Below are 23,161 nucleotides of genomic sequence, written 5' to 3'. Positions count from 1 at the left end.
CGTCTTATGCCTTTTTCTGGTGTTGAGCCAAAGCGGCCTTCACGAAACCGCTGAACAACGGATGACCGTCCCGTGGCGTCGAGGTGAACTCGGGGTGGAACTGGCAGGCGACGAACCATGGATGGTCCGGGGACTCGACCACTTCCACCAGCGCGCCGTCACCGGAGCGACCGGAAATCTTCAGGCCGGCCTCGATCAGTTGTGGCAGCAGGTTGTTGTTCACTTCGTAGCGATGACGGTGACGCTCGACGATCACATCCTTGGCGTAGCAATCGTGCACCTTGGAGCCGGCTTCGAGCAGGCATTCCTGGGCACCGAGACGCATGGTGCCGCCCAGGTCCGAGCTTTCGGTACGCACTTCCACGGCGCCGGTGGCATCTTCCCACTCGGTGATCAGGCCGACGACCGGGTGGCCGCTGGCGCGATCGAATTCGGTGGAGTTGGCGTCTTTCCAGCCCAGCACGTTACGGGCGAACTCGATGACCGCCACTTGCATGCCCAGGCAGATCCCCAGGTAAGGCACCTTGTTTTCACGAGCGTATTGCACGGCGGTGATCTTGCCTTCCACGCCCCGCAGGCCGAAGCCGCCCGGCACGAGGATCGCATCGGCGCCTTCGAGCAGGCCGGTGCCCTGGTTCTCGATGTCTTCGGAATCGATGTAGCGCAGGTTGACCTTGGTGCGGTTGCTGATACCGGCGTGACTCATCGCTTCGATCAGCGACTTGTAGGCGTCCAGCAGTTCCATGTACTTGCCGACCATGGCGATGGTGACTTCGTGTTCCGGATTGAGCTTGGCATCGACCACGGCGTCCCATTCGGACAGGTCGGCGCCGGCGCATTGCAGGCCGAAACGCTCGACGACGAAATCGTCCAGGCCTTGGGAATGCAGGATGCCCGGGATCTTGTAGATGGTGTCGGCGTCTTCCAGGCCGATGACCGCGCGCTCTTCGACGTTGGTGAACTGGGCGATCTTGCGGCGCGAAGAAATGTCGATCGGGTGATCGGAGCGGCAGATCAGCACGTCCGGCTGCAGGCCGATGGAACGCAGCTCCTTGACGGAATGCTGGGTAGGCTTGGTCTTGGTTTCGCCGGCGGTGGCGATGTACGGCACCAGTGTCAGGTGCATCAGCATCGCGCGCTTGGCGCCGATTTCGAAACGCAACTGGCGGATGGCTTCGAGGAACGGCTGGGACTCGATATCGCCCACGGTACCGCCGATTTCCACCATCGCCACGTCGGCGTCGCCGGCACCCTTGATGATGCGGCGCTTGATTTCGTCGGTGATGTGCGGAATGACCTGGATGGTCGCGCCCAGGTAGTCACCACGACGCTCCTTGCGCAGGACGTGCTCATAGACACGACCGGTGGTGAAGTTGTTGTTCTGGGTCATGGTCGTGCGGATGAACCGCTCGTAGTGGCCCAGGTCCAGGTCGGTCTCGGCGCCGTCGTGGGTGACGAACACTTCACCGTGCTGGAACGGGCTCATGGTGCCCGGGTCGACGTTGATGTACGGGTCCAGCTTGAGCATGGTGACCTTAAGTCCCCGCGCCTCCAGGATGGCCGCCAATGAAGCCGAGGCAATGCCTTTCCCCAATGAAGAAACAACACCGCCCGTGACGAATATGTAGCGCGTCATGAAAAACCCTAGAAGTCTGCGTTAAAGCGGTCCGAGCCGCCGGGGAAAGCGAAGGAAGGCCGAAGCCCCCGATCACCTGCATTAATCACAGTGCACCTTTCAAAAAAACCGCCGCGTTGGGACAGACCGGAAGTGAAATCACCGGTACGTTGCTCGCTACACATTTTTTGGAATCGCCCAGCAAAGACTGCTTGGTAATCGGCAACTCCTGCAATTCAGGCGAATCCACAGAAGTTGTATCAAGAAGGGAGCGTAGTCTACCGGAAAGCCCCTTTCAGCTCAAACCCAGATCTTGGTTTCCTGGCGTCCAGATCAATTGCCAACTGCCATCAGCCTGTGCATCGAGGCCGGCCAGGTTGGCCACCGCCAGCAATTGCTCGCCCTGATAGAGCAGCGGCAATCGGTCGCGAACGAACGCCGGCACGCCCTTTTCGTTGAGCAAACGCTTGAGATCACGATGACCACGGCCAGGTAGCACCATCACTTCGCCGCCTTGACGATAGCGCACGCTAAGCGGTCCCGCAGGCGGCTTGCCGTTGAGCACCAGCTGACCATTGCCCGGCAAGCGCAGCGCAACCGCCGGATCCGCCCAATCGACGGCGCCTGGCGGCGAAGACAGCCAGTGGTCGGATAACCACCAGACCCGCCCGCCGGCCCGGTGCAATTCGCCACCGGCCAGGCGCCAGACTGGCCGGGCATCGTCCGCGGCATCGCGCAACGAATCCCAGCTCGCCCAGTGATCGCTGTCGGGCAGCAGGGTCAGCGGCGCCAGCCAGTGGCTCAAGGCATTGCGCTGACGGGCCGGCGACAACGCCCGCAAAGGCGCCAGCGCCAGGGATTGCAGCCCAAGCCAGTCGAACGCACACGGGGTGGCGGCCTGGGCTAGGTCGATCCGCGCCAAGTCGTCCAGCAAGCCTTGGGCCTCGCCCATGTGCGCTGCGCCGCGAGCCAGCGTTGACGAGGCCTGCGGCCAGTGCTCGGCCAGCATCGGAAAAACCCGCTGGCGCAGGTAATTGCGCGCGTACCGGTGATCGTCGTTGGACGGGTCGTCGATCCAGCTCAAGCCTTGCTGCGCCGCATAGGCTTCCAGCTCCAAGCGGGACACATCGAGCAACGGCCGCAGCAGATGCCCCAGGCCCAATGGCCGCTGCCGTGGCATCGCCGCCAGCCCCCTCACCCCCGCCCCCCGCAGCAGGCGAAACAACAGGGTCTCTGCCTGATCATCACGATGTTGGGCGGTGAGCAGCACTTCATGACTGCCGATCGCCGCGACGAAGGCGGCGTAACGCGCCTCGCGGGCAGCGCGCTCGACACTGGCGCCGGGACGCACGTGTACATTCACCACGTCCAACGGCACGCCCAGGGCCGCACAGACCGAACGGCAATGCTCCGGCCACGCATCGGCCACAGCTTGAAGGCCGTGATGCACATGGATGGCGCTCAGCGCGGGCAAGGCGTGGTGTTGCGAAAGGGTCGCGAGCAGGTGCAACAGGACGGTGGAGTCGAGACCACCGGAGAAGGCGATGCGCCAGGTGGCGGCGTTGCGCCAGGGAATGAGCTGGGCCAGCAGGCGGCTTGGCAGATCGTTGCTTGCGTTCATCGGTCTCAGCCTTGGCACAAATCAAATGTGGGAGCGGGCTTGCTCGCGAAGGCGGTAAATCAGTCAACACATGGGCTGAATGTTAAACCGCTTTCGCGAGCAAGCCCGCTCCCACATCGGCTCCCCACAACTGCTGGAGGCTTGGTCAGATCAGAGACCGTAGCTCATCAACCGCTCATAGCGACGGGTCAGCAGCGCGTCGTTGTCGAACTTCTTGAGCATCGACAGCTGCGAACTCAGCTCCGCACGAATCAGCGCTGCGGCTGCGGCTGGGTCGCGATGGGCGCCGCCCACTGGCTCGTTGATCACTTTATCAACGATGCCCAGCCCCTTGAGACGCTCGGCGGTAATGCCCATGGCTTCGGCGGCATCCGGCGCCTTTTCGGCGGTTTTCCACAGGATCGAGGCGCAGCCTTCCGGCGAGATCACCGCGTAAGTGGAGTATTGCAGCATGTTCAGCTGGTCGCAGACACCGATGGCCAACGCACCGCCGGAACCGCCCTCGCCAATCACGGTGGCGATGATCGGGGTTTTCAGGCGCGCCATGACGCGCAGGTTCCAGGCAATCGCTTCGCTCTGGTTGCGCTCTTCGGCATCGATGCCTGGGTAGGCACCCGGGGTGTCGATGAAGGTCAGGATCGGCATTTTGAAGCGCTCGGCCATTTCCATCAGGCGGCACGCCTTGCGGTAGCCTTCCGGACGCGGCATGCCAAAGTTGCGGCGTACCTTCTCACGCACTTCGCGACCTTTCTGATGACCGATGACCATCACCGGCTGGTCGTCCAGGCGGGCAACGCCGCCGACGATCGCGGCGTCGTCGGAGAAGTGACGGTCGCCGTGCAGCTCATCGAACTCGGTGAAGATGTGGTCGATGTAGTCCAGGGTGTAGGGACGACGAGGGTGCCGCGCCAGGCGGGCAATCTGCCAACTGGTCAGCTTGCCAAAGATGTCTTCGGTCAGCGTGCGGCTTTTGTCCTGCAGACGAGAGATTTCATCGCCGATATTCAGCGAATTGTCATTACCGACCAAGCGCAACTCTTCGATCTTGGCTTGCAGGTCGGCGATCGGCTGTTCGAAATCTAGAAAATTCGGGTTCATAGGCGTCCGTCTAGGGTCGACGTCCAAGAGAGCTTGGGCCGGCCGGTTGTCTATTCGCGCCTACCTTAAGGGAGAGGCGCGTTCAGGTCGAGATTAAAAATTCGGGTCGAGATCAGGGGCTTTCCGGTTTCAACAGTGGCCCCTGGCCGTCAACGGTATTGGAGGAAGACGTTGTCTTTGCCGAACTGGTCACGCAAGGCTTGAATCAACGCATCCGCCGGATCGATCCGCCAGCCTTCGCCGAACTGCAGCACGGCCTTGGCATCGGGGCGTACGTACTCCATGGTGATCGGGCAAGCACCGCGATGGCGCTTGAACAACTCGCCCAACCAGCGTAGCTGATCGCCCTTCAGATCCTGGGTCTGCAACTTCAGGCGCAGGCTCTCGGCCAGGTTGGTGCGGGCATCTTCCATGCTCATCACCCGCTTGACCCGCAGCCGCAGGCCACCGGAGAAGTCATCGTTACTGACCTCGCCTTCCACCACCACCATCGCGTCGGTCTGCAACAACGACTGCGCCGAATGGAACGCATCGGCGAACAGTGACGCCTCGATACGCCCGGAGCGGTCGTCGAGGGTGATGAAGCCCATCTTGTCGCCCTTTTTGTTCTTCATCACCCGCAGGGCGATGATCATGCCGGCGACGGTCTGGGTGTCGCGCGCCGGCTTGAGGTCAATGATGCGCTGGCGGGCGAAACGGCGGATCTCGCCTTCGTATTCGTCGATCGGGTGACCGGTCAGGTACAGGCCCAGGGTGTCTTTTTCACCCTTGAGACGTTCCTTGAGGGTCAGCTCCTTGGCCTTGCGATGGTTGCCGTAGACATCGGCGTCCTCCTCGACGAACAGCCCGCCAAACAGGTCGGCGTGGCCGCTGTCGTGGGTGCGGGCGGTCTGTTCGGCGGCCTTGATCGCCTCTTCCATCGCCGCCAGCAAGACCGCGCGGTTGCGGTCGATGTTGGCCTGGTAGGCCTTTGGCTCGTCGTGGAAGTAAGGGCCCAGCCGGTCCAGGGCGCCACTGCGGATCAAACCGTCGAGGGTGCGTTTGTTGATGCGTTTGAGGTCGACCCGGGCGCAGAAGTCGAACAGGTCCTTGAACGGCCCATCCTGGCGCGCTTCGGTGATGGCTTCCACCGGCCCCTCGCCCACGCCCTTGATCGCGCCGAGGCCATAGATGATCCGGCCCTCGTCGTTCACCGTGAACTTGAACTCCGAAGCGTTCACGTCCGGCGCGTCGAGGCGCAGCTTCATGGTTCGCACTTCTTCGATCAAGGTCACGACCTTGTCGGTGTTGTGCATATCCGCCGACAGTACCGCCGCCATGAACGGCGCCGGGTAATGCGCTTTCAGCCACGCGGTCTGGTACGACACCAGGCCATAGGCGGCGGAGTGGGATTTGTTGAAGCCGTAGCCGGCGAATTTTTCCACCAGATCGAAAATGTTACCGGCCAGGTCAGGGTCGATGCCGTTGGTCGCGCAACCTTCAATGAAACCGCCGCGCTGCTTGGCCATTTCCTCGGGCTTTTTCTTACCCATGGCCCGGCGCAGCATGTCCGCGCCGCCGAGGGTGTAACCGGCCATGACCTGGGCAATCTGCATCACCTGTTCCTGATACAGGATGATGCCGTAGGTCGGTGCCAGCACCGGTTTCAAGCCTTCGTACTGATAATCCGAGTGCGGGTAGGCCAGCTCGGCGCGACCGTGCTTACGGTTGATGAAGTCATCCACCATGCCCGATTGCAGAGGCCCCGGACGGAACAGGGCCACCAGTGCAATAAGGTCTTCCAGGCAGTCGGGCTTGAGCTTTTTGATCAGCTCCTTCATGCCCCGGGATTCAAGCTGGAACACCGCCGTGGTTTCGGCTTTTTGCAACAGGCTGTAGGTCGGCTTGTCATCCAGTGGGATGAAGGCAATGTCCAGCGGTTCTTCGCCGACCTTGGCCCGGTCGCGGTTGATGGTCTTCAGCGCCCAGTCAATGATCGTCAGGGTCCGCAGGCCGAGGAAGTCGAACTTCACCAGGCCTGCCGCCTCGACGTCGTCCTTGTCGAACTGGGTCACCAGGCCGTCGCCTTCTTCGTCGCAATAGATCGGCGAGAAGTCCGTCAGCTTGGTTGGCGCGATCACCACGCCACCGGCGTGCTTGCCGACGTTACGCACCACGCCTTCGAGCTTGCGGGCCATCTCCCAGATTTCCGCGGCCTCTTCGTCGACCTTGATGAAGTCCCGCAGGATTTCTTCCTGCTCGTAGGCTTTCTCCAGGGTCATGCCGACTTCGAACGGAATCATCTTCGACAGACGATCCGCCAAACCGTAGGACTTGCCCTGCACCCGCGCCACGTCACGCACCACCGCCTTGGCGGCCATGGAACCGAAGGTGATGATCTGGCTCACCGCGTTGCGGCCGTACTTCTCGGCCACGTAGTCGATCACCCGGTCGCGACCGTCCATGCAGAAGTCGACGTCGAAGTCGGGCATGGAGACCCGTTCCGGGTTGAGGAAACGTTCGAACAGCAGGTCATATTCCAGCGGGTCGAGGTCGGTGATCTTCTGCACGTAGGCCACCAGGGACCCGGCACCCGATCCACGGCCAGGACCCACCGGCACGCCGTTGTTCTTGGCCCACTGGATGAAGTCCATCACGATCAGGAAGTAACCGGGAAAGCCCATCTGGATGATGATATCCAGTTCGAAATTCAACCGATCGACATAGACCTGGCGCTTGGCTTCGTAGTCTTCGGTGGTGTCCTTGGGCAACAGGACACTAAGGCGCTCTTCGAGACCGTCGAAGGACACCTTGCGGAAATATTCATCGATGGTCATGCCATCGGGAATCGGGAAGTTGGGCAGGAAGTGCTTGCCCAGCTTCACGTCGATGTTGCAGCGCTTGGCGATCTCGACGGTGTTTTCCAGCGCCTCGGGCAGGTCGCTGAACAACTCGGCCATTTCCTCGGCGCTCTTGAGGTATTGCTGATTGCTGTAGTTCTTTGACCGACGCGGGTCGTCGAGGGCGCGGCCCTCACCGATGCAAACCCGTGTTTCGTGGGCTTCGAAATCTTCCTGCTTGATGAACCGCACATCGTTGGTCGCCACCAGCGGCGCGCCGATCTTGTCGGCCAAGGCCACGGCGGCGTGCAGGTGTTCTTCGTCATTGGGACGGTTGGTGCGCTGCACTTCGATGTAGAAGCGATCCGGAAACACCGCCATCCAGTCGCGGGCCAGGGTCTCGGCTTCCTCGGGGTTGCCGCTGAGCAGGGCCAGGCCGATTTCACCTTCCTTGGCCGCGGACAGCATGATCAGCCCTTCGCTGGCCTCGGCCACCCACTCGCGCTCGATGATGATCGAGCCGTTGCGCTGGCCGTCGATAAAGCCGCGGGAGATCAACTCGGTGAGGTTGCGATAACCGAGGGCGTTCATCACCAACAGGCTGATCCGGCTCAGCGGCGCGTCCGGGTCCTTGTTCGACAGCCACAGGTCGGCGCCACAGATCGGCTTGATCCCGGCGCCCATGGCGGCCTTGTAGAACTTGACCAGCGAACACATGTTGTTCTGGTCGGTGACCGCCACGGCAGGCATGTTCATGCCCACCAGGGTCTTGACCAGGGGCTTGATCCGCACCAGACCGTCGACCAGGGAGTATTCAGTGTGCAGGCGTAGATGAACGAATGAAGCCGGCATAGTGATCCTGCGTTAAGTCATGAAAACAACAAGGCCCGGATTGTACCGGGCCTTGGGTAAAACATCAGCCAGCAACCGCGCTGTCCACTCGAACCCGTGGCGAGGGAGCTTGCTCCCGCTTGGGTGCGAAGCGCCCATAAGAAGGGGGGGCTGCTGCGCAGCCCAGCGGGAGCAAGCTCCCTCGCCACGATCAGGTGAACCCCTCGCTTTCGATCAACCCATCACGGGCCTCATAAGCCAGCCGCACCGGGGCAAACGATCGCCGATGAATCGGCGTTGGCCCAAGGCGCGCCAGGGCTTCGAGATGAACGGGGGTCGGGTAACCCTTGTGGCCACCGATGCCATACCCCGGGTAAATCAATTCGAAGGCGGCCATTTCCCGGTCGCGACTGACCTTCGCCAGGATCGAGGCCGCCGCAATGGCCGGCACCTTGGCGTCGCCCTGGATCACCGCTTCGGCGCGCATCGACAGTTTCGGGCAGCGATTGCCATCGATCATCGCCAGCTTCGGCGTGATATGCAGCCCTTGCACGGCACGCTGCATGGCGAGCATGGTGGCGTGCAGGATATTGAGTTCATCGATTTCTTCGACTTCGGCCCTGGCGATGCACCAGCTCAGGGCCTTCTCGCAGATTTCGTCGTAGAGTTTTTCGCGACGGGCTTCCGTGAGTTTCTTCGAATCATTCAGGCCGAGGATTGGCCGCTTCGGGTCGAGAATCACCGCCGCCGTCACCACCGCGCCACACAAAGGGCCGCGCCCCACTTCATCGACACCGGCCACCAGCTCTTCCACTTCGGCGACCAGGTTGAAGTCCAGGCCCATCTGTAGCTTTACGTTGCTCATGGTTTTGCGCCAATCAGGGTCAGTACCGCGTCAGCCGCCTGGTTGGAGGCATCGCGACGCAGGGTACGATGGATTTCGTCAAAGCCCCGGGTCTGTTCCTCGCCGCCATCGATCAAGGGCAACAGCGTGGTGGCCAGCGCCTCGGCGGTCGCATCGTCTTGCAGCAGTTCCGGCACCAACAGACGCTGGGCCAGCAGGTTCGGCAAGGAGACGTAGGGGCTCTTGACCATGCGCTTGAGAATCCAGAACGTCAGCGGCGCCAGGCGATAGGCGACCACCATCGGGCGTTTGAACAGCAACGCCTCAAGGGTAGCCGTGCCGGAGGCAATCAACACGGCGTCACAGGCCGCCAGTGCGTCATGGGAGCGACCGTCGAGCAACGTCACCGGCAAATCGCGACCGTCCAACAAGGCTTCCAGTTGGACGCGACGCTGGGCACTGGCACACGGCAGGACAAACCGCACACCGGGGCGCAGCGCCAGAAGACGTTCGGCGGTGTCGAAGAACAAGCCACCCAGGCGACTCACTTCGCCACCGCGACTGCCGGGCATCAAGGCCACCAGCGGTCCTTCGGGCAGGCCCAACGCCTGGCGAGCAGCCTCGCGGTCCGCTTCCAGGGGAATGGTGTCGGCCAGGGTGTGCCCGACAAACCGCACCGGCACGCCCTTTTCTTCGTAAAAGCGGGCCTCGAACGGCAGCAGCGTCAGCATCAGGTCGCAGCCTTCGCGGATCTTCAGCACGCGCTTCTGCCGCCAGGCCCAGACCGACGGGCTGACGTAGTGCACGGTCTTGATCCCGGCCTGACGCAACTTGAGTTCAATATTGAGGGTGAAATCCGGCGCATCGATGCCGATGAACACATCCGGTTTTTCGACAATCAGGGTCTGGATCAGCTTCTTGCGTCGAGCCAGCAGCTCACGCAGGCGACCGAGCACTTCCACCAGGCCCATCACCGACAGGCGCTCCATCGGAAAATAGGAGGTCAGGCCCTCGGCCTGCATCAAAGGCCCGCCGACGCCGATGAATTCCACCGCAGGGTGCTGCGCCTTGAGCGCTCGCATCAGACCCGCGCCCAGAATGTCACCGGAAGCCTCTCCCGCCACCAGTGCAACGCGCACGTTAGCCATGGTCAGCGAGTGATGCCGCGGGTCGAAGACTGGATGGAATCGCGGAAAATCGCGACTTCCGGGTGCTGTGCCGACGCCTCGGCCAGTTCGGCGAGCGCCTGCTCGACGGTCAGGCCCTGGCGGTACACCACTTTGTAGGCACGGCGCAGCGCGGTAATCGCCTCTTCGCTGAAACCCCGACGGCGCATGCCTTCGAAGTTCATGCTGCGGGCTTCGGCCGGGTTGCCGAACACCGTGACATAGGCTGGGACATCCTTGCCGATGGCGGTGCCCATGCCAGAAAAGCTGTGGGCGCCGATATGGCAATACTGGTGCACCAGGGTGAACCCGGACAGGATCGCCCAATCGTCCACGTGCACATGGCCGGCCAACGCGGTGTTGTTGACCAGGATGCAATGGTTGCCAATCACGCTGTCATGGCCGATGTGTGCGTAAGCCATGATCAGGTTGTGGTCGCCCAGGGTCGTTTCGGAACGGTCCTGGACGGTGCCACGGTGAATCGTCACGCCTTCGCGGATCACGTTGTGATCGCCAATGACCAGGCGGGTTTCTTCACCTTTGTACTTGAGATCGGGCGTGTCCTCGCCTACCGAGGAAAACTGGTAGATGCGATTGTGACGACCAATCCGGGTCGGTCCCTTGAGAATTACGTGGGGACCGATCACCGTACCCTCGCCGATTTCCACACCTGCGCCGATAATCGACCACGGGCCGACCTCGACATCGGCGGCCAGGACGGCCGTCGGATCGATGATTGCGCGAGGGTCAATCAAACTCATAGTTTGCGTTCCGCACAGATGATTTCAGCGGAGCAGACTGGCTTGCCGTCGACCGAAGCCTGGCATTCGAACTTCCAGATCTGGCGCTTGCAGCTGATGAACTTGGCTTCGAGGATCAATTGGTCGCCCGGCGTGACCGGCTGGCGGAAGCGCAGCTTGTCGGAACCGACGAAGTAGTAGAGCGTGCCGTCGGCAGGCTTTACGTCGAGCATTTTGAAACCAAGGATCCCGGCAGCCTGGGCCATCGCCTCGATGATCAATACGCCCGGCATGATTGGATGCGCGGGGAAGTGACCATTGAAGAACGGCTCGTTGATGCTGACATTCTTATAGGCGCGAATGCGCTTGCCTTCAACGTCCAGATCCACCACCCGATCCACCAGCAGGAACGGGTAACGGTGAGGCAGGTATTCGCGAATCTCGTTGATGTCCATCATTTCGGGGGGAAGCCTATGTAAAGATTGGGAGCGCACGAGTGACGCGCACTCCGCTAGCAAATCAAGATGCCCTAACGGCTGTGCACACTTGATATGGAAATGGTATCAGCCATCTGATGAAGCATTACCGCCAGGGGTCACGTCCCCTACACGCTTTTCCACCTGCTTGAGGCGCCGCGCGATGTCGTCGAGCTGGCGGATACGCGCCGCGCTCTTGCGCCATTCGGCTGCCGGCTGCATGGCTGTGCCGGAAGAATAGGCACCTGGCTCGGTAATCGAGTGGGTCACCATGGTCATCCCGGTCAGGAACACGTTGTCACAGATATCGATATGGCCCACCAGGCCTACGCCACCGGCGAGCATGCAGTGCTTGCCGATCTTGGTGCTGCCGGAGATGCCCACGCAGGCGGCCATGGCGGTGTGGTCACCGACCTGGACGTTGTGGGCGATCTGGATCTGGTTGTCGAGCTTGACTCCATTGCCGATGACCGTGTCGGCCAAGGCACCGCGGTCGATCGCAGTGTTGACGCCGATCTCCACGTCATCGCCAATGGTGACACCGCCGATCTGGGCGATCTTCTGCCAGATGCCCTTCTCGTTGGCAAAACCGAACCCTTCACCGCCCAGCACGGCACCGGACTGGATCACCACCCGCTTGCCGATGCGCACGTCGTGATACAGGGTAACCCGTGGCGCCAGCCAGCCGCCTTCGCCGATCTCGCTGCGCGCACCAATGACACAATGGGCGCCCAGCGTGACGCCGGCACCGATTCGGGCGGCGCTTTCGATGACCACGAACGGGCCGACGCTGGCCGTGGGGTCAACCACGGCATCTGCGGCGATCACTGCGCTGGGATGAATACCGGCGGCCGATGTCGGCTTGGGATCGAACAGATGGGAAATGCGGGCATACGCCAGGTACGGATCGGGCACGATCAAGGCATCGCCGGCAAAACCATCGGCATCGGCAGCCTTGAGCAACAACGCAGCCGCCCGGCAGTCAGCCAGATACTTGCGGTACTGGGGATTTGCCAGAAAGCTCAACTGAGCTGGGCCAGCCTCTTGCAAAGTGGCTAGCCCAGTAATTGCCTTCTCCGGGTCGCCACGCAGGGTGGCGCCGAGGAACTCGGCCAACTGGCCGAGCTTGATAGTCGCTGTCATGGATTACTTCAGCTGATTCATGCGCTCGATCACTTGGCGCGTGATGTCGTATTGAGGCTTGACATCGATCACTGCGCCACGCTCGAACACCAGGTCAAAACCACCTTTCTTGATGACTTCTTCCACAGCGCTGTCGAGTTTCGGCTTGAGTTGCTTGAGCATTTCGCGGTCGGCAACAGCTTTGGCTTCGTTCAGCTCCTTGGACTGGAACTGGAAGTCACGGGCCTTTTGCTTGAATTCAAGCTCCAGACGTTCGCGCTCACCCTGGGCCATCTTGTCGCCACCGGCGACCAGACGGTCCTGGATACCCTTGGCGCTGCTTTCCAGGCCCTTGAGCTTGGTCAGTTGCGGGCCGAATTTTTTCTCGGCATCCACGGCGTATTTCTTCGCCGCGTCGGATTCCAGCAGGGCCATCTGATAATTCAGCACGGCAATCTTCATGTCGGCAAAAGCCGGACCGGCAACCAGTACGGTCGCCAGGAGAACCAATTGAGTCAACTTACGCACGATGCACTCCTACAAAATCCATTGTCGTTATCTTGGGCCGGACGCTTAGAACGTCTGGCCGAGGGAGAATTGGAACACTTGGGTTTCAGCGTCATCCGGTTTCTTGATCGGCATCGCCAACGCGAAGCTCAAAGGACCCAGTGCGGTGACCCAGGTCACGCCCACACCGACGGAGCTGGCCAGGTTGCTGAGGCTGATGTCGTTGCACTCTGCGTTGGATGACGTGCCATTGTTGTTGGTAGGTTTATCGCAACTGGAGTCGAATACGTTACCCACGTCCCAGAATACCGAGGTACGCAGGGAGCGCTGATCCTTGACGAACGGCATGGGGAACAGCAATTCAACCCCGCCCTGAATCAGGACGTTACCACCGAATGGCAGCGGATCCTGATCCGGGTCCCGGATGGTCCCCTGGTTGCCAGTCTCAGCTGCACCGCGACTCGGCGTACTGCGTGGGCCTAAGGTACTGTCCTTGAAGCCACGTACCGAGTTGAAACCACCGGCGTAGTAGTTCTCGTAGAACGGCAGGCCATCGGTCGAACCGTAACCATCGCCATAACCAAGCTCGGTGTGCAAGCGCATGGTGTAGTTGTCAGACAGCGGCTGGAACAGCTGGCCGCGGTAGTCGAGCTTGAAGAACGACAAGTCGCTGCCAGGCGTGGTGGTTTCCAATACCAGGCTCTGGGAACGGCCACGGGTTGCCAACACACCCTTGTTCAAGGTCGACTCAGACCAACCAACAGAGGCTTTGAAGTTCAGGTATTTGTCGCCTTCCTTATCGACGAAATCGAAAATCTCGTCAACGGTATAGCGGCCAGTGCTGATCTCGTCCTGCTGGGCGGTGAGGCCGAATGTAAGACGCGAAGTCTCGCTGATTGGATAACCTACGTTGACGCCGGCACCCAAGCTGTCTACTGCATAGCTGGAGACATCGGAATCGAGTTCGTCATAGTCGGTGGTGCGGTAGAAGGCGTTGTAGCCCAGGCTCACGCCGTCAGCGGTCCAGTAGGGGTCCACGAAACCGAAGTTGTAGCGGGTCTGGTATTCGCTGCGGGTCAAACCGATGCTGACCTTGTTACCGGTACCCAGGAAGTTGTTCTGGGTGATCGAACCACCGAGGATCAGGCCGGCGCTCTGGGCGAAACCGACGCTGGCGGTGATCGAACCGGAAGCCTGCTCTTCGACGCTGTAGTTCACATCGACCTGGTCATCGACGCCCGGCACGGCCGGCGTCTCGACGTTGACTTCCTTGAAGAAGCCCAGGCGCTCCAGGCGGGTCTTGGACTGGTCGATCAGGTAGGTCGACGCCCAGCCACCTTCCATCTGGCGCATTTCACGGCGCAGCACTTCGTCCTCGGACTTGGTGTTGCCACGGAAGTTGATGCGGTTGACGTAGGCACGCTTGCCAGGGTCCACGGCGAAGGTGATGTCGACGGTATGGTCTTCATCGTGCGGCTGCGGCACGCCGCTGACGTTGGCGAAGGTGTAGCCCTCGTTACCCAGGCGGCGGGTGATCAGCTCGGACGTGGTGGTCATCAGCTTGCGCGAGAATACCTGGCCCTTCTGCACCAGCAGCAGCGACTTGACCTGGTCCTCGGGAACCTTCAGGTCACCGCTGAGCTTGACGTCACGAACGGTGTACTTCTCGCCTTCGTTGACGTTGACGGTGATGTAGACGTGCTTCTTGTCCGGGGTGATGGACACCTGGGTCGAAGCGATGTCCATGTTGATGTAGCCACGGTCCAGGTAGTAGGAACGCAGGCGCTCCAGGTCACCGGAGAGTTTTTCACGGGCGTACTTGTCATCGTTCTTGAAGAACGACAGCCAGTTGGTGGTCTTGAGTTCGAACAGGTCGATCAGGTCTTCATCCGGGAAAACCGTGTTGCCCACCACGTTGATGTGCTGGATGGCCGCCACGGTGCCTTCGTTGATGTTGACCTTCAGGCCGACGCGGTTGCGCGGCTGCGGCACCACTTCGGTGTCGACGGTGGCCGAGTAGCGGCCCTGGGCGACGTACTGGCGTTGCAGCTCGTTACGCACGCCTTCGAGGGTGGCGCGCTGGAAGATCTCGCCTTCGGCCAGGCCGGACTGCTTGAGGCCCTTCATCAGGTCTTCAGTGGAGATCGCCTTGTTGCCTTCGATCTCGATACTGGCGACCGACGGGCGCTCGACTACCGTGATGACCAGGACATTGCCGTCACGGCCCAGCTGGATATCTTGAAAGAAGCCGGTCTTGAACAGCGCACGCGTGGATTCCACCAGGCGCCGATCATCCGCCTGCTCGCCGACGTTCAACGGCAAGGCACCAAAGACGCTACCCGCGGAAACCCGCTGGAGGCCGTTGACGCGAATATCAGAGATAGTGAAGGACTCGGCGTGAACTTCGGCGATCATCAATACGGTGAGAACCGCAGTTAGCAGCAGACGTTTCATGAAGTCCTTTCTTATTCCAACTGGCAATAAACAAACTGCCGCAAAATGCGGCAGATTCGCAATTCAGCGAAGCGTTACAGACGACCCAGATCGTTGACGAGGGCAAGCAACATGACCCCGACCACCAAGCTGATACCGATCTGTATCCCCCAACCTTGCACCCGATCCGACAAGGGACGACCACGCGCCCACTCGATCAGATAAAACAGCAGATGCCCCCCATCCAGTACCGGGATGGGCAGCAAATTCAGAACCCCCAGGCTAATGCTCAGATAAGCAAGGAAATTCAGGAAATCAGCGACGCCCGACTGGGCAGAAGCGCCCGCCACTTTAGCAATGGTTATCGGTCCACTCAAGTTTTTTACCGAGAGCTCGCCGAACAACATTTTCTTGAGCGAGTCCAGCGTCAGGATGCTCATGGTCCAAGTACGACGCGCACCCTCGCCAATCGCCGCCACAGGGCCGAAACTGACTTCGCGGATCATTTCCGGTGGCCAATCGACCGCCTTGACGCCCGCCCCCAGGTAACCGGTCGGCGCCTTGCTTTCGCCACGGGCGGCCAGGGTCACCGGGACGTCGATTGGAGCACCGTCGCGCTCGATGCGCAGCATAATCTTGGTATCAGGACGTACACGAACCGAATCGACCACCTGCTGCCAGTCGCTGACCGGCTGGCCATCGAGGGCCAGCAACCGATCGCCGGTCTTCAGGCCGGCAGCCTGGGCCGGGCCTTTCGGGTCGAGTTCGGCGAGAACCGGCGGCAATGCCGGACGCCAAGGCTTGATTCCCAGAGAACGGATCGGATCCGGCTCGTCGGCGCCCTTGAGCCAGTTGTCCAGGATCAGTTCGCGCGGCGAATCCACCGTGGAACCCTGCTCGCGCACCATTAGCTGCAACGAACCGCTCTCACCCAGGCGACGTACCAGCTGCAGGTTGACCGCCGCCCAGCCCGATGTCGGCTCGCCGTCGATCGCGACGATTTCCTGCCCGGCACCCAGCCCGGCACGAGCGGCAACGCTGCCAGCCTCTACGCCACCGATGACCGGACGCACCTGCTCGCTACCCAGCATCGCAAGGCCCCAGAAAAACACCAAGGCCAGCAGGAAGTTGGCAATCGGTCCCGCCGCGACGATGGCGATACGCTGGCGGACGGTCTTGCGATTGAAGGATTGGTCGAGCTGATCGGCCGGGACTTCGCCTTCACGCTCGTCGAGCATCTTGACGTAGCCGCCCAGCGGGATAGCCGCCACGACGAACTCGGTGCCTTGCTTGTCGTGCCAACGCAGCAATGGCATGCCAAAGCCCACGGAAAAACGCAGGACCTTGACGCCACAGCGACGCGCGACCCAGAAATGACCGAATTCGTGAAAGGTGACCAACACCCCCAGCGCAACCAGGGTGCCGACAATCATATAGAGCGCGCTCATCTGTTTTCTCCGCAATCCTGTCCAGGGCAACCCTGGCTAACGTATCGCAGCTTCAACGCCCGTGGCGCTGCAGCCATTGGCCCGCCAACTCACGAGCCCTGGCATCCGCCGTGAATACCGTATCGAGGTCCTCGACCGAAACCACGGCTTCGAGGTTCAAGACTTCCTCGATGATACTCGCGATCTCGAGATAACGGACACGTCCATCGAGAAACGCGGCAACGGCCACCTCATTGGCAGCGTTAAGCATGGCCGGTGCACTGTTGCCCGCCTCGGCCGCCTGGCGCGCCAGGCGCAGGCAGGGGAAACGCTGCTCATCGGGCGCCTGGAAATCCAGGCGCGCGATGGCGAACAAATCCAGCGGCGCAACGCCCGAGTCGATGCGCTCCGGCCAGGCCAGGGCGTTGGCGATCGGCGTGCGCATGTCCGGATTGCCCAACTGGGCCAGCACCGAACCGTCGACGTAGTCCACCAGGGAGTGAATCACGCTCTGGGGGTGAATCACCACCTCGACCTGCGCCGGCTTGGCATCGAACAGCCAGCAGGCCTCGATCAGCTCCAGCCCCTTGTTCATCATGCTGGCCGAATCCACCGAGATCTTGCGCCCCATGGACCAGTTCGGGTGCGCACAGGCCTGCTCGGGAGAAACATGCACCAATTCTTCCAGCGGCGTCTGCCGGAACGGACCACCGGAGGCCGTCAGCAAAATCCGCCGAACCCCTACCGCATCGAGACCACGGGAAAAATCCTGCGGCATGCATTGAAAAATCGCATTGTGTTCGCTGTCGATGGGCAACAACACCGAGCCGCTTTTGCGTACAGCCTGCATGAACAGCGCGCCGGACATCACCAACGCTTCTTTATTGGCCAGCAGGATCTTCTTGCCGGCTTCCACCGCCGCCAGCGTCGGACGCAAGCCCGCCGCACCGACGATCGCCGCCATCACGGCGTCGACTTCGGGGTCGGAAGCCACTTGGCAGAGGCCCTCCTCCCCTACCAACACGCGGGTTTGCAAGCCGGCTGCGCGCAGATCGTCCTGCAACGCCCGCGCCACGCCAGCCTCAGGCACCACGGCAAACCGCGGGGCGTGGCGAATGCACAACGCCAGCAATTCACTCAAGCGCGTGAAGCCACTGAGGGCAAACACCTGGTAGCGCTCCGGATGCCGACCGATGACGTCAAGCGTACTCAGGCCAATCGAACCGGTCGCGCCAAGAACAGTGATCTGCTGGGGGCGACTCACGATGCCGCCATCCACAACAGCACCGCAAAGATCGGGATCGCCGCCGTCAGGCTGTCGATGCGATCCAGCACGCCGCCGTGACCGGGCAACAGGTTACTGCTGTCCTTGATCCCGGATTGACGCTTGAACATGCTTTCGGTCAGGTCGCCGACCACCGACACAAAGACGATCAGGGCCGCGCCAATAAGGCCCATGAACAGTTGCGCGACCGTCCAGTCCCGTACGAAGCCGACCACCGTGGTGATCACCAGGCTCAGGACCAGGCCACCATAGACCCCTTCCCAGCTCTTGCCAGGACTGACTTTCGGCGCCAGCTTGCGCTTGCCGAAGGCCTTGCCGGAGAAGTAGGCCCCGACATCGGCGCCCCAGACCAACACCATCACGGCCATGATCTGCCAGTTGCCCAGCGGACCTTGCTTGATCCAGATCAGCCCCTGCCAGGCCGGCAGCAGGATCAACAGGCCGATGACCAGCTTGGTCGCCGCGTTGGCCCAGTGATGCGTGGTCCGTGGGTAGGTCAGGACCAGGAAGGTCGCCGTCGCCCACCACAGCACCGCAGCACCCAGCACCCAAGGCGCGAGGCCGGGCACCACGTACATGATGAACAGCATGGCCGCCACGGCCGCTGCGTAGGCCACCCGCGCCGACTGTGCAGCAAAACCCGCCAGCCGCGCCCACTCCCATGCGCCCAGGGTCACGACCAGCCCGATGAACAGCGCAAAACCGGCGCCTTCGAGCAGGAAGAAACCACCCAGGGCGATGGGCAACAGGATCAAGGCAGTGATGATTCGTTGTTTAAGCATTAAATCCGGGCTCCAGCTTCGATCTGCTCGCTCGTTTTACCGAAACGACGCTGACGGGAAGCGAAATCGGCCAATGCGGTGCGCATGGCTTCGTGTTTGAAGTCCGGCCAGAACAGGTCGGAGAAGTACAGCTCGGCATAAGCCAATTGCCAGAGCAGGAAGTTGCTGATGCGATGATCGCCACCGGTACGGATGCACAGGTCCGGCAACGGCAGGTCACCGGTCGCCAGGCAAGTCTGTAGCAGCTCAGGGGTGATGTCTTCTGGACGCAAGTGCCCGGCCTGGACTTCCCGCGCCAGCCGCTGGGCAGCCTGGGCAATGTCCCATTGGCCACCATAGTTGGCGGCGATTTGCAGGACGAACCGATTGGCACCCGCCGTCGCGGCTTCGGCTTCACGCATCGCAGCCTGCAATTCAGGATGGAAGCGCGAGCGGTCACCGATGATGCGCAAGCTGATCTTGTTATCGCTGAGGCGCTTGGCCTCGCGACGCAGGGCCTTGAGGAACAGGTCCATCAAGGCGCTGACTTCATCGGCCGGGCGCTGCCAGTTCTCGCTGGAGAAGGCGAACAGGGTCAGCACCTCGACCCCTGCCTCGGCGCACACCTCGATGACCGCACGCACAGCGTCGACCCCCGCCTTGTGCCCGGCGACGCCAGGCATAAAGCGTTTCTTGGCCCAGCGGTTGTTGCCGTCCATGATGATCGCCACGTGGCGCGGCACCGCGAACGGCACGGCCTGCTTGGTCTTTTCCATGAAAACGAGACCCTTATACGGCCATCAGGTCTTTTTCTTTCTCGTCCGTGGCCTTGGTGATCTGGGCCTCGGATTCTTTGGTCAGCTTATCGATATCAGCGATGGCACGACGCTCTTCGTCTTCACTGATTTCCTTGTCCTTGACCAACTTCTTCAGCTCACCCAACGCGTCACGACGGATATTGCGCACAGCGACACGCGCATCTTCCGCTGCGCTACGGGCTTGCTTGGTGAAGCCTTTGCGCGTTTCCTCGGTGAGGGCCGGCATCGGGATCAGCAGCAGCTCCCCCAGGTTAGTTGGGTTGAGGTTCAGGCCGGCGCTCTGGATCGCCTTGTCTACGGCAGCGAGCATGTTGCGCTCGAAAGCCACGACCTGCAGGGTGCGCGAGTCTTTCACGGTGACGTTGGCAACGCTGCTCAGCGGTGTGTCAGTGCCGTAGTAAGGCACCATGACGCTGCCGAGGATGCTGGGGTGAGCCTTGCCGGTACGAATCTGGCCGAATGCGTGGTTCAGGGAGTCCAGGGATTTCTGCATGCGCTCTTGAGCGTCTTTTTTGATTTCATTGATCATTGTTGAGCTTCCTCGATCAGTGTTCCTTCGGCGCCGCCATGGACGATATTCAGCAGGGCGCCCGGCTTGTTCATGTTAAAGACGCGCAACGGCATCTTGTGGTCGCGGCACAGGCAGATAGCCGTCAGGTCCATGACACCCAGCTTGCGATCCAGCACTTCATCGTAGGTCAGATGATCGAACTTCTCGGCATGCGGGTCCTTGAACGGGTCAGCGGTATACACGCCGTCGACCTTGGTTGCCTTGAGCACGACATCGGCATCGATCTCGATCGCTCGCAGGCAGGCGGCCGAATCCGTGGTGAAGAACGGATTACCGGTACCGGCGGCAAAAATCACCACTTCCTTGGAATTGAGGTGGCGCATGGCTTTGCGGCGGTCGTAGTGATCGGTCACGCCAACCATGGAAATGGCCGACATCACGATGGCCGAGATATTGGCACGCTCCAGCGCGTCGCGCATAGCCAGGGCGTTCATCACAGTGGCCAGCATGCCCATGTGGTCGCCCGTGACCCGATCCATGCCGGCCGCGCTCAGCGCTGCGCCGCGGAACAGGTTGCCGCCGCCGATGACCAGGCCGACCTGAACGCCGATCCCGACCAACTGGCCGACTTCCAGGGCCATGCGATCCAGCACTTTCGGATCGATCCCGAACTCTTCCGAGCCCATCAGGGCCTCGCCGCTAAGCTTGAGTAGAATGCGTTTATAGCGAGCCTGATAACCACTGCCCTGCTGAGCCATTGCGAATCTCTCCTGCGGCGTATGTGTTCAAAAAATTCTTTGCCGGCTGTTTTCAGCCTGCGTTCACTCTAGCTTGACGCTGACACAGCGCCATCGGAACACGGCTTTGTAAGCCAGTTCCGACAGGAAACCAATATAAATCGGCATCCTCATCCAAAAAGAGGCTGCGCGCGTTAAGCGGGCAGCCTCTTCAGGGCGACAGTTATACAAACTGTCTTATTGCTTGCTGGCAGCCAGCTGAGCAGCTACTTCTTCAGCGAAGTTGTCTACTGGCTTCTCGATGCCTTCGCCCACTTTGAAGTAAGTGAAGGAAACGATTTCAGCGCCGCCCTTCTTGGCCAGTTCACCGACCTTGATTTCAGGGTTCTTGACGAACGCCTGCTCAACCAGGCTGGCTTCAGCCAGGAACTTGGTGATACGACCGGCAACCATTTTTTCAACGATTTCGGCAGGCTTGCCTTTGATCTTGTCTTCGTTGAGCTGCATGAACACGGCTTTTTCGCGCTCGATGGCATCAGCGGAAACTTCCGACGGCAGCAGGAACTCAGGGTTGCTGGCAGCGACGTGCATTGCGATGTCCTTGGCCAGCTCGACGTTGCCGCCTTTGAGGGCCACAACAACACCGATCTTGTTGCCGTGCAGGTAAGAACCGACAACATCGCCTTCGACACGAACCAGACGACGGATGTTGACGTTTTCGCCTACTTTGGCAACCAGGGCCTCACGAGCCGATTCCTGAGCGGCGATCAGCGGAGCTGCGTCGGTCAGTTTGTCGGCGAATGCTTTTTCGACGCTGGCGGCAACGAATGCCTTGAAGTCGTCTTGCAGGGCCAGGAAGTCAGTCTGCGAGTTGACTTCGATGATAACGGCAGCTTTACCGTCATCCTTGATACCGATAGCGCCTTCAGCGGCAATGTTGCCAGCCTTCTTGGCAGCCTTGATGGCGCCCGAAGCACGCATGTCATCAATGGCTTTTTCGATGTCGCCGCCAGCCTTGGTCAAGGCTTTCTTGCAATCCATCATGCCTTCGCCGGTACGCTCGCGCAGTTCTTTGACCAACGCTGCAGTAATCTCTGCCATTTCAAAATCCTCTTGGATAGGTTTTCAACCATTCCACCCGATCGAACGGGCGATCAATTCTTCCTGGAAAACCACTGCTTATAGGCCACGGCAGGTTACAAACAAGTCACTGCGCTGGCGGCAAATGGTTTTCGAGGTGGCAAAAAGGGGGCCAAGCCCCCTTTTTGCTTACTGAGTCAACGCCAGGGGCGTCGATTACTCAGCGGCTGCTGCCGGAGCTTCTTCAGCGAAGACTTCGGTGCCGCCGTTAACATTGTTGCGACCACGGATTACAGCGTCAGCCATCGAACCCATGTACAGCTGGATGGCGCGGATGGCGTCATCGTTGCCTGGGATGATGTAGTCAACGCCTTCCGGGCTGCTGTTGGTGTCGACAACGCCGATGACCGGGATACCCAGCTTGTTGGCTTCGGTGATCGCGATGCGCTCGTGGTCAACGTCGATCACGAACAGTGCGTCAGGCAGACCGCCCATGTCCTTGATACCGCCCAGGGAGCGGTCCAGCTTCTCAAGATCGCGAGTGCGCATCAGCGCTTCTTTCTTGGTCAGCTTGGCGAAAGTACCGTCTTCGGACTGGACTTCAAGGTCACGCAGACGCTTGATGGAAGCGCGAATGGTCTTGAAGTTGGTCAGCATGCCGCCCAACCAGCGGTGATCGACGTACGGCGAACCGCAACGTGCTGCTTCTTCAGCAACGATCTTGCCAGCGGAACGCTTGGTGCCGACGAACAGAATCTTGTTTTTGCCCTGGGCCAGGCGCTCTACGAAGGTCAGTGCTTCGTTGAACATCGGCAGGGTTTTTTCAAGGTTGATGATGTGGATCTTGTTACGCGCGCCGAAAATGTACTTGCCCATTTTCGGGTTCCAGTAACGGGTCTGGTGACCGAAGTGCACACCGGCCTTCAGCATATCGCGCATGTTGACTTGGGACATGATAGTTCCTTGATAAGTCGGGTTTGGCCTCCACGTATCCCAATGACCAACCAGCGGCTATATAAGCCGAAGGCACCCAGGTCATCGTGTCGACACGTGTGTGGATTTAAGCTTACGGGGTCATCCCCGGAAAGCGGCGCATTTTATACCACAGCAAGGGCGAAAACGGAACACGGATTCTCAAATCCCTGTGGCGAGGGGATTGTGGGAGCAAGGCTTGCCCGCGAAAAGGCGATGCGGTCCTTTAGAAATCGAGTCGCCTGGATCGCGAGCAAGCTTTGCTCCCACTCTCGCGCCCAGGCCACAGAGTTCCGGG

The 23,161-nt window shown here is 60.7% G+C and carries 19 protein-coding genes; all 19 read right to left on the bottom strand.

Features of this window, described 5'->3' with window-relative positions; all coding sequences use genetic code 11:
• Positions 1-4: 4 nt before the first annotated feature.
• The 19 genes from pyrG to rpsB all read right to left on the bottom strand — a co-directional run bounded on the left by pyrG (position 5) and on the right by rpsB (position 22,845).
• Entirely contained in the window at positions 5-1,636 is a 1,632-nt protein-coding gene (pyrG, locus tag HU715_RS00765) for a CTP synthase (RefSeq protein WP_003184880.1), read from the bottom strand.
• A 274-nt stretch (positions 1,637-1,910) separates the two neighbouring features.
• Entirely contained in the window at positions 1,911-3,236 is a 1,326-nt protein-coding gene (gene tilS / locus HU715_RS00760; protein WP_186705507.1) for a tRNA lysidine(34) synthetase TilS, read from the bottom strand.
• Between the two features lie 150 nt (positions 3,237-3,386).
• Positions 3,387-4,334 carry an acetyl-CoA carboxylase carboxyltransferase subunit alpha gene (locus HU715_RS00755; protein ID WP_053182408.1) on the bottom strand — a complete coding sequence of 316 codons (948 nt, stop codon included), beginning with the start codon at positions 4,332-4,334 and terminating at the stop codon, positions 3,387-3,389.
• Positions 4,335-4,483: 149 nt separating this feature from the next.
• Entirely contained in the window at positions 4,484-8,005 is a 3,522-nt protein-coding gene (dnaE, locus tag HU715_RS00750) for a DNA polymerase III subunit alpha (protein WP_186705506.1), read from the bottom strand.
• Between the two features lie 190 nt (positions 8,006-8,195).
• Entirely contained in the window at positions 8,196-8,849 is a 654-nt protein-coding gene (rnhB, locus tag HU715_RS00745) for a ribonuclease HII (protein ID WP_186705505.1), read from the bottom strand.
• A complete protein-coding gene (lpxB, locus tag HU715_RS00740) occupies positions 8,846-9,976 on the bottom strand; it encodes a lipid-A-disaccharide synthase (protein ID WP_186705504.1) in 1,131 nt (376 codons plus the stop codon). The genes rnhB and lpxB overlap by 4 nt, the downstream gene beginning before the upstream one ends.
• A 2-nt stretch (positions 9,977-9,978) precedes the next feature.
• The gene (lpxA, locus tag HU715_RS00735; RefSeq protein ID WP_186705503.1) at positions 9,979-10,755 is read right to left on the bottom strand and encodes an acyl-ACP--UDP-N-acetylglucosamine O-acyltransferase; all 777 of its coding nucleotides are present in this window, start codon (positions 10,753-10,755) and stop codon (positions 9,979-9,981) included.
• Positions 10,752-11,192, bottom strand: a complete 441-nt coding sequence (gene fabZ, locus HU715_RS00730) for a 3-hydroxyacyl-ACP dehydratase FabZ (protein ID WP_003184897.1) — start codon at positions 11,190-11,192, stop codon at positions 10,752-10,754. Before fabZ ends, lpxA begins: the two co-directional genes overlap by 4 nt.
• Positions 11,193-11,297: 105 nt before the next feature.
• Positions 11,298-12,353: a UDP-3-O-(3-hydroxymyristoyl)glucosamine N-acyltransferase gene (gene lpxD, locus HU715_RS00725; protein ID WP_186705502.1), complete on the bottom strand. Its 1,056-nt coding sequence runs from the start codon at positions 12,351-12,353 to the stop codon at positions 11,298-11,300.
• A gap of 3 nt (positions 12,354-12,356) precedes the next feature.
• Positions 12,357-12,860 (bottom strand): OmpH/Skp family outer membrane protein, encoded by a 504-nt coding sequence (locus HU715_RS00720; protein ID WP_003184901.1) that lies wholly within the window; start codon positions 12,858-12,860, stop codon positions 12,357-12,359.
• A 45-nt stretch (positions 12,861-12,905) separates the two neighbouring features.
• Positions 12,906-15,293, bottom strand: coding sequence for an outer membrane protein assembly factor BamA (bamA, locus tag HU715_RS00715; RefSeq protein WP_186705501.1), 2,388 nt, complete (start codon positions 15,291-15,293; stop codon positions 12,906-12,908).
• A gap of 74 nt (positions 15,294-15,367) precedes the next feature.
• On the bottom strand, positions 15,368-16,720 hold the full coding sequence (rseP, locus tag HU715_RS00710; protein ID WP_186705500.1) for an RIP metalloprotease RseP: 1,353 nt from the start codon (positions 16,718-16,720) through the stop codon (positions 15,368-15,370).
• Between the two features lie 52 nt (positions 16,721-16,772).
• Positions 16,773-17,963 (bottom strand): 1-deoxy-D-xylulose-5-phosphate reductoisomerase, encoded by a 1,191-nt coding sequence (gene ispC / locus HU715_RS00705; RefSeq protein WP_186705499.1) that lies wholly within the window; start codon positions 17,961-17,963, stop codon positions 16,773-16,775.
• Positions 17,960-18,766, bottom strand: a complete 807-nt coding sequence (locus HU715_RS00700; protein WP_186705498.1) for a phosphatidate cytidylyltransferase — start codon at positions 18,764-18,766, stop codon at positions 17,960-17,962. The genes ispC and HU715_RS00700 overlap by 4 nt, the downstream gene beginning before the upstream one ends.
• The gene (gene uppS, locus HU715_RS00695) at positions 18,766-19,521 is read right to left on the bottom strand and encodes a polyprenyl diphosphate synthase (protein ID WP_186705497.1); all 756 of its coding nucleotides are present in this window, start codon (positions 19,519-19,521) and stop codon (positions 18,766-18,768) included. Before uppS ends, HU715_RS00700 begins: the two co-directional genes overlap by 1 nt.
• Positions 19,522-19,534: 13 nt before the next feature.
• Positions 19,535-20,092 carry a ribosome recycling factor gene (frr, locus tag HU715_RS00690; protein ID WP_060739001.1) on the bottom strand — a complete coding sequence of 186 codons (558 nt, stop codon included), beginning with the start codon at positions 20,090-20,092 and terminating at the stop codon, positions 19,535-19,537.
• Positions 20,089-20,832, bottom strand: coding sequence for a UMP kinase (gene pyrH / locus HU715_RS00685; protein WP_186705496.1), 744 nt, complete (start codon positions 20,830-20,832; stop codon positions 20,089-20,091). Before pyrH ends, frr begins: the two co-directional genes overlap by 4 nt.
• Before the next feature lie 216 nt (positions 20,833-21,048).
• Positions 21,049-21,912 (bottom strand): translation elongation factor Ts, encoded by an 864-nt coding sequence (gene tsf, locus HU715_RS00680; RefSeq protein WP_024619613.1) that lies wholly within the window; start codon positions 21,910-21,912, stop codon positions 21,049-21,051.
• A 195-nt stretch (positions 21,913-22,107) separates the two neighbouring features.
• Positions 22,108-22,845 (bottom strand): 30S ribosomal protein S2, encoded by a 738-nt coding sequence (gene rpsB / locus HU715_RS00675; protein WP_003198231.1) that lies wholly within the window; start codon positions 22,843-22,845, stop codon positions 22,108-22,110.
• Positions 22,846-23,161 lie beyond the last annotated feature (316 nt).

This window comes from Pseudomonas zanjanensis (assembly GCF_014268745.2).
Classification (GTDB): domain Bacteria; phylum Pseudomonadota; class Gammaproteobacteria; order Pseudomonadales; family Pseudomonadaceae; genus Aquipseudomonas; species Aquipseudomonas zanjanensis.
The sequence above is the reverse complement of the archived record's forward strand: the minus strand, read 5'-3'. Positions and strand labels throughout refer to the sequence as shown.

Coding starts and splice junctions, on each gene's coding strand:
- uppS (WP_186705497.1), bottom strand. CDS start 19,521: ATGGAAAAGACCAAGCAGGCCGTGCCGTTCGCGGTGCCGCGCCACGTG.
- lpxA (WP_186705503.1), bottom strand. CDS start 10,755: ATGAGTTTGATTGACCCTCGCGCAATCATCGATCCGACGGCCGTCCTG.
- tsf (WP_024619613.1), bottom strand. CDS start 21,912: ATGGCAGAGATTACTGCAGCGTTGGTCAAAGAACTGCGCGAGCGTACC.
- HU715_RS00755 (WP_053182408.1), bottom strand. CDS start 4,334: ATGAACCCGAATTTTCTAGATTTCGAACAGCCGATCGCCGACCTGCAA.
- bamA (WP_186705501.1), bottom strand. CDS start 15,293: ATGAAACGTCTGCTGCTAACTGCGGTTCTCACCGTATTGATGATCGCC.
- lpxD (WP_186705502.1), bottom strand. CDS start 12,353: ATGACAGCGACTATCAAGCTCGGCCAGTTGGCCGAGTTCCTCGGCGCC.
- frr (WP_060739001.1), bottom strand. CDS start 20,092: ATGATCAATGAAATCAAAAAAGACGCTCAAGAGCGCATGCAGAAATCC.
- pyrH (WP_186705496.1), bottom strand. CDS start 20,832: ATGGCTCAGCAGGGCAGTGGTTATCAGGCTCGCTATAAACGCATTCTA.
- HU715_RS00700 (WP_186705498.1), bottom strand. CDS start 18,766: ATGCTTAAACAACGAATCATCACTGCCTTGATCCTGTTGCCCATCGCC.
- fabZ (WP_003184897.1), bottom strand. CDS start 11,192: ATGATGGACATCAACGAGATTCGCGAATACCTGCCTCACCGTTACCCG.
- rseP (WP_186705500.1), bottom strand. CDS start 16,720: ATGAGCGCGCTCTATATGATTGTCGGCACCCTGGTTGCGCTGGGGGTG.
- pyrG (WP_003184880.1), bottom strand. CDS start 1,636: ATGACGCGCTACATATTCGTCACGGGCGGTGTTGTTTCTTCATTGGGG.
- lpxB (WP_186705504.1), bottom strand. CDS start 9,976: ATGGCTAACGTGCGCGTTGCACTGGTGGCGGGAGAGGCTTCCGGTGAC.
- tilS (WP_186705507.1), bottom strand. CDS start 3,236: ATGAACGCAAGCAACGATCTGCCAAGCCGCCTGCTGGCCCAGCTCATT.
- dnaE (WP_186705506.1), bottom strand. CDS start 8,005: ATGCCGGCTTCATTCGTTCATCTACGCCTGCACACTGAATACTCCCTG.
- rnhB (WP_186705505.1), bottom strand. CDS start 8,849: ATGAGCAACGTAAAGCTACAGATGGGCCTGGACTTCAACCTGGTCGCC.
- rpsB (WP_003198231.1), bottom strand. CDS start 22,845: ATGTCCCAAGTCAACATGCGCGATATGCTGAAGGCCGGTGTGCACTTC.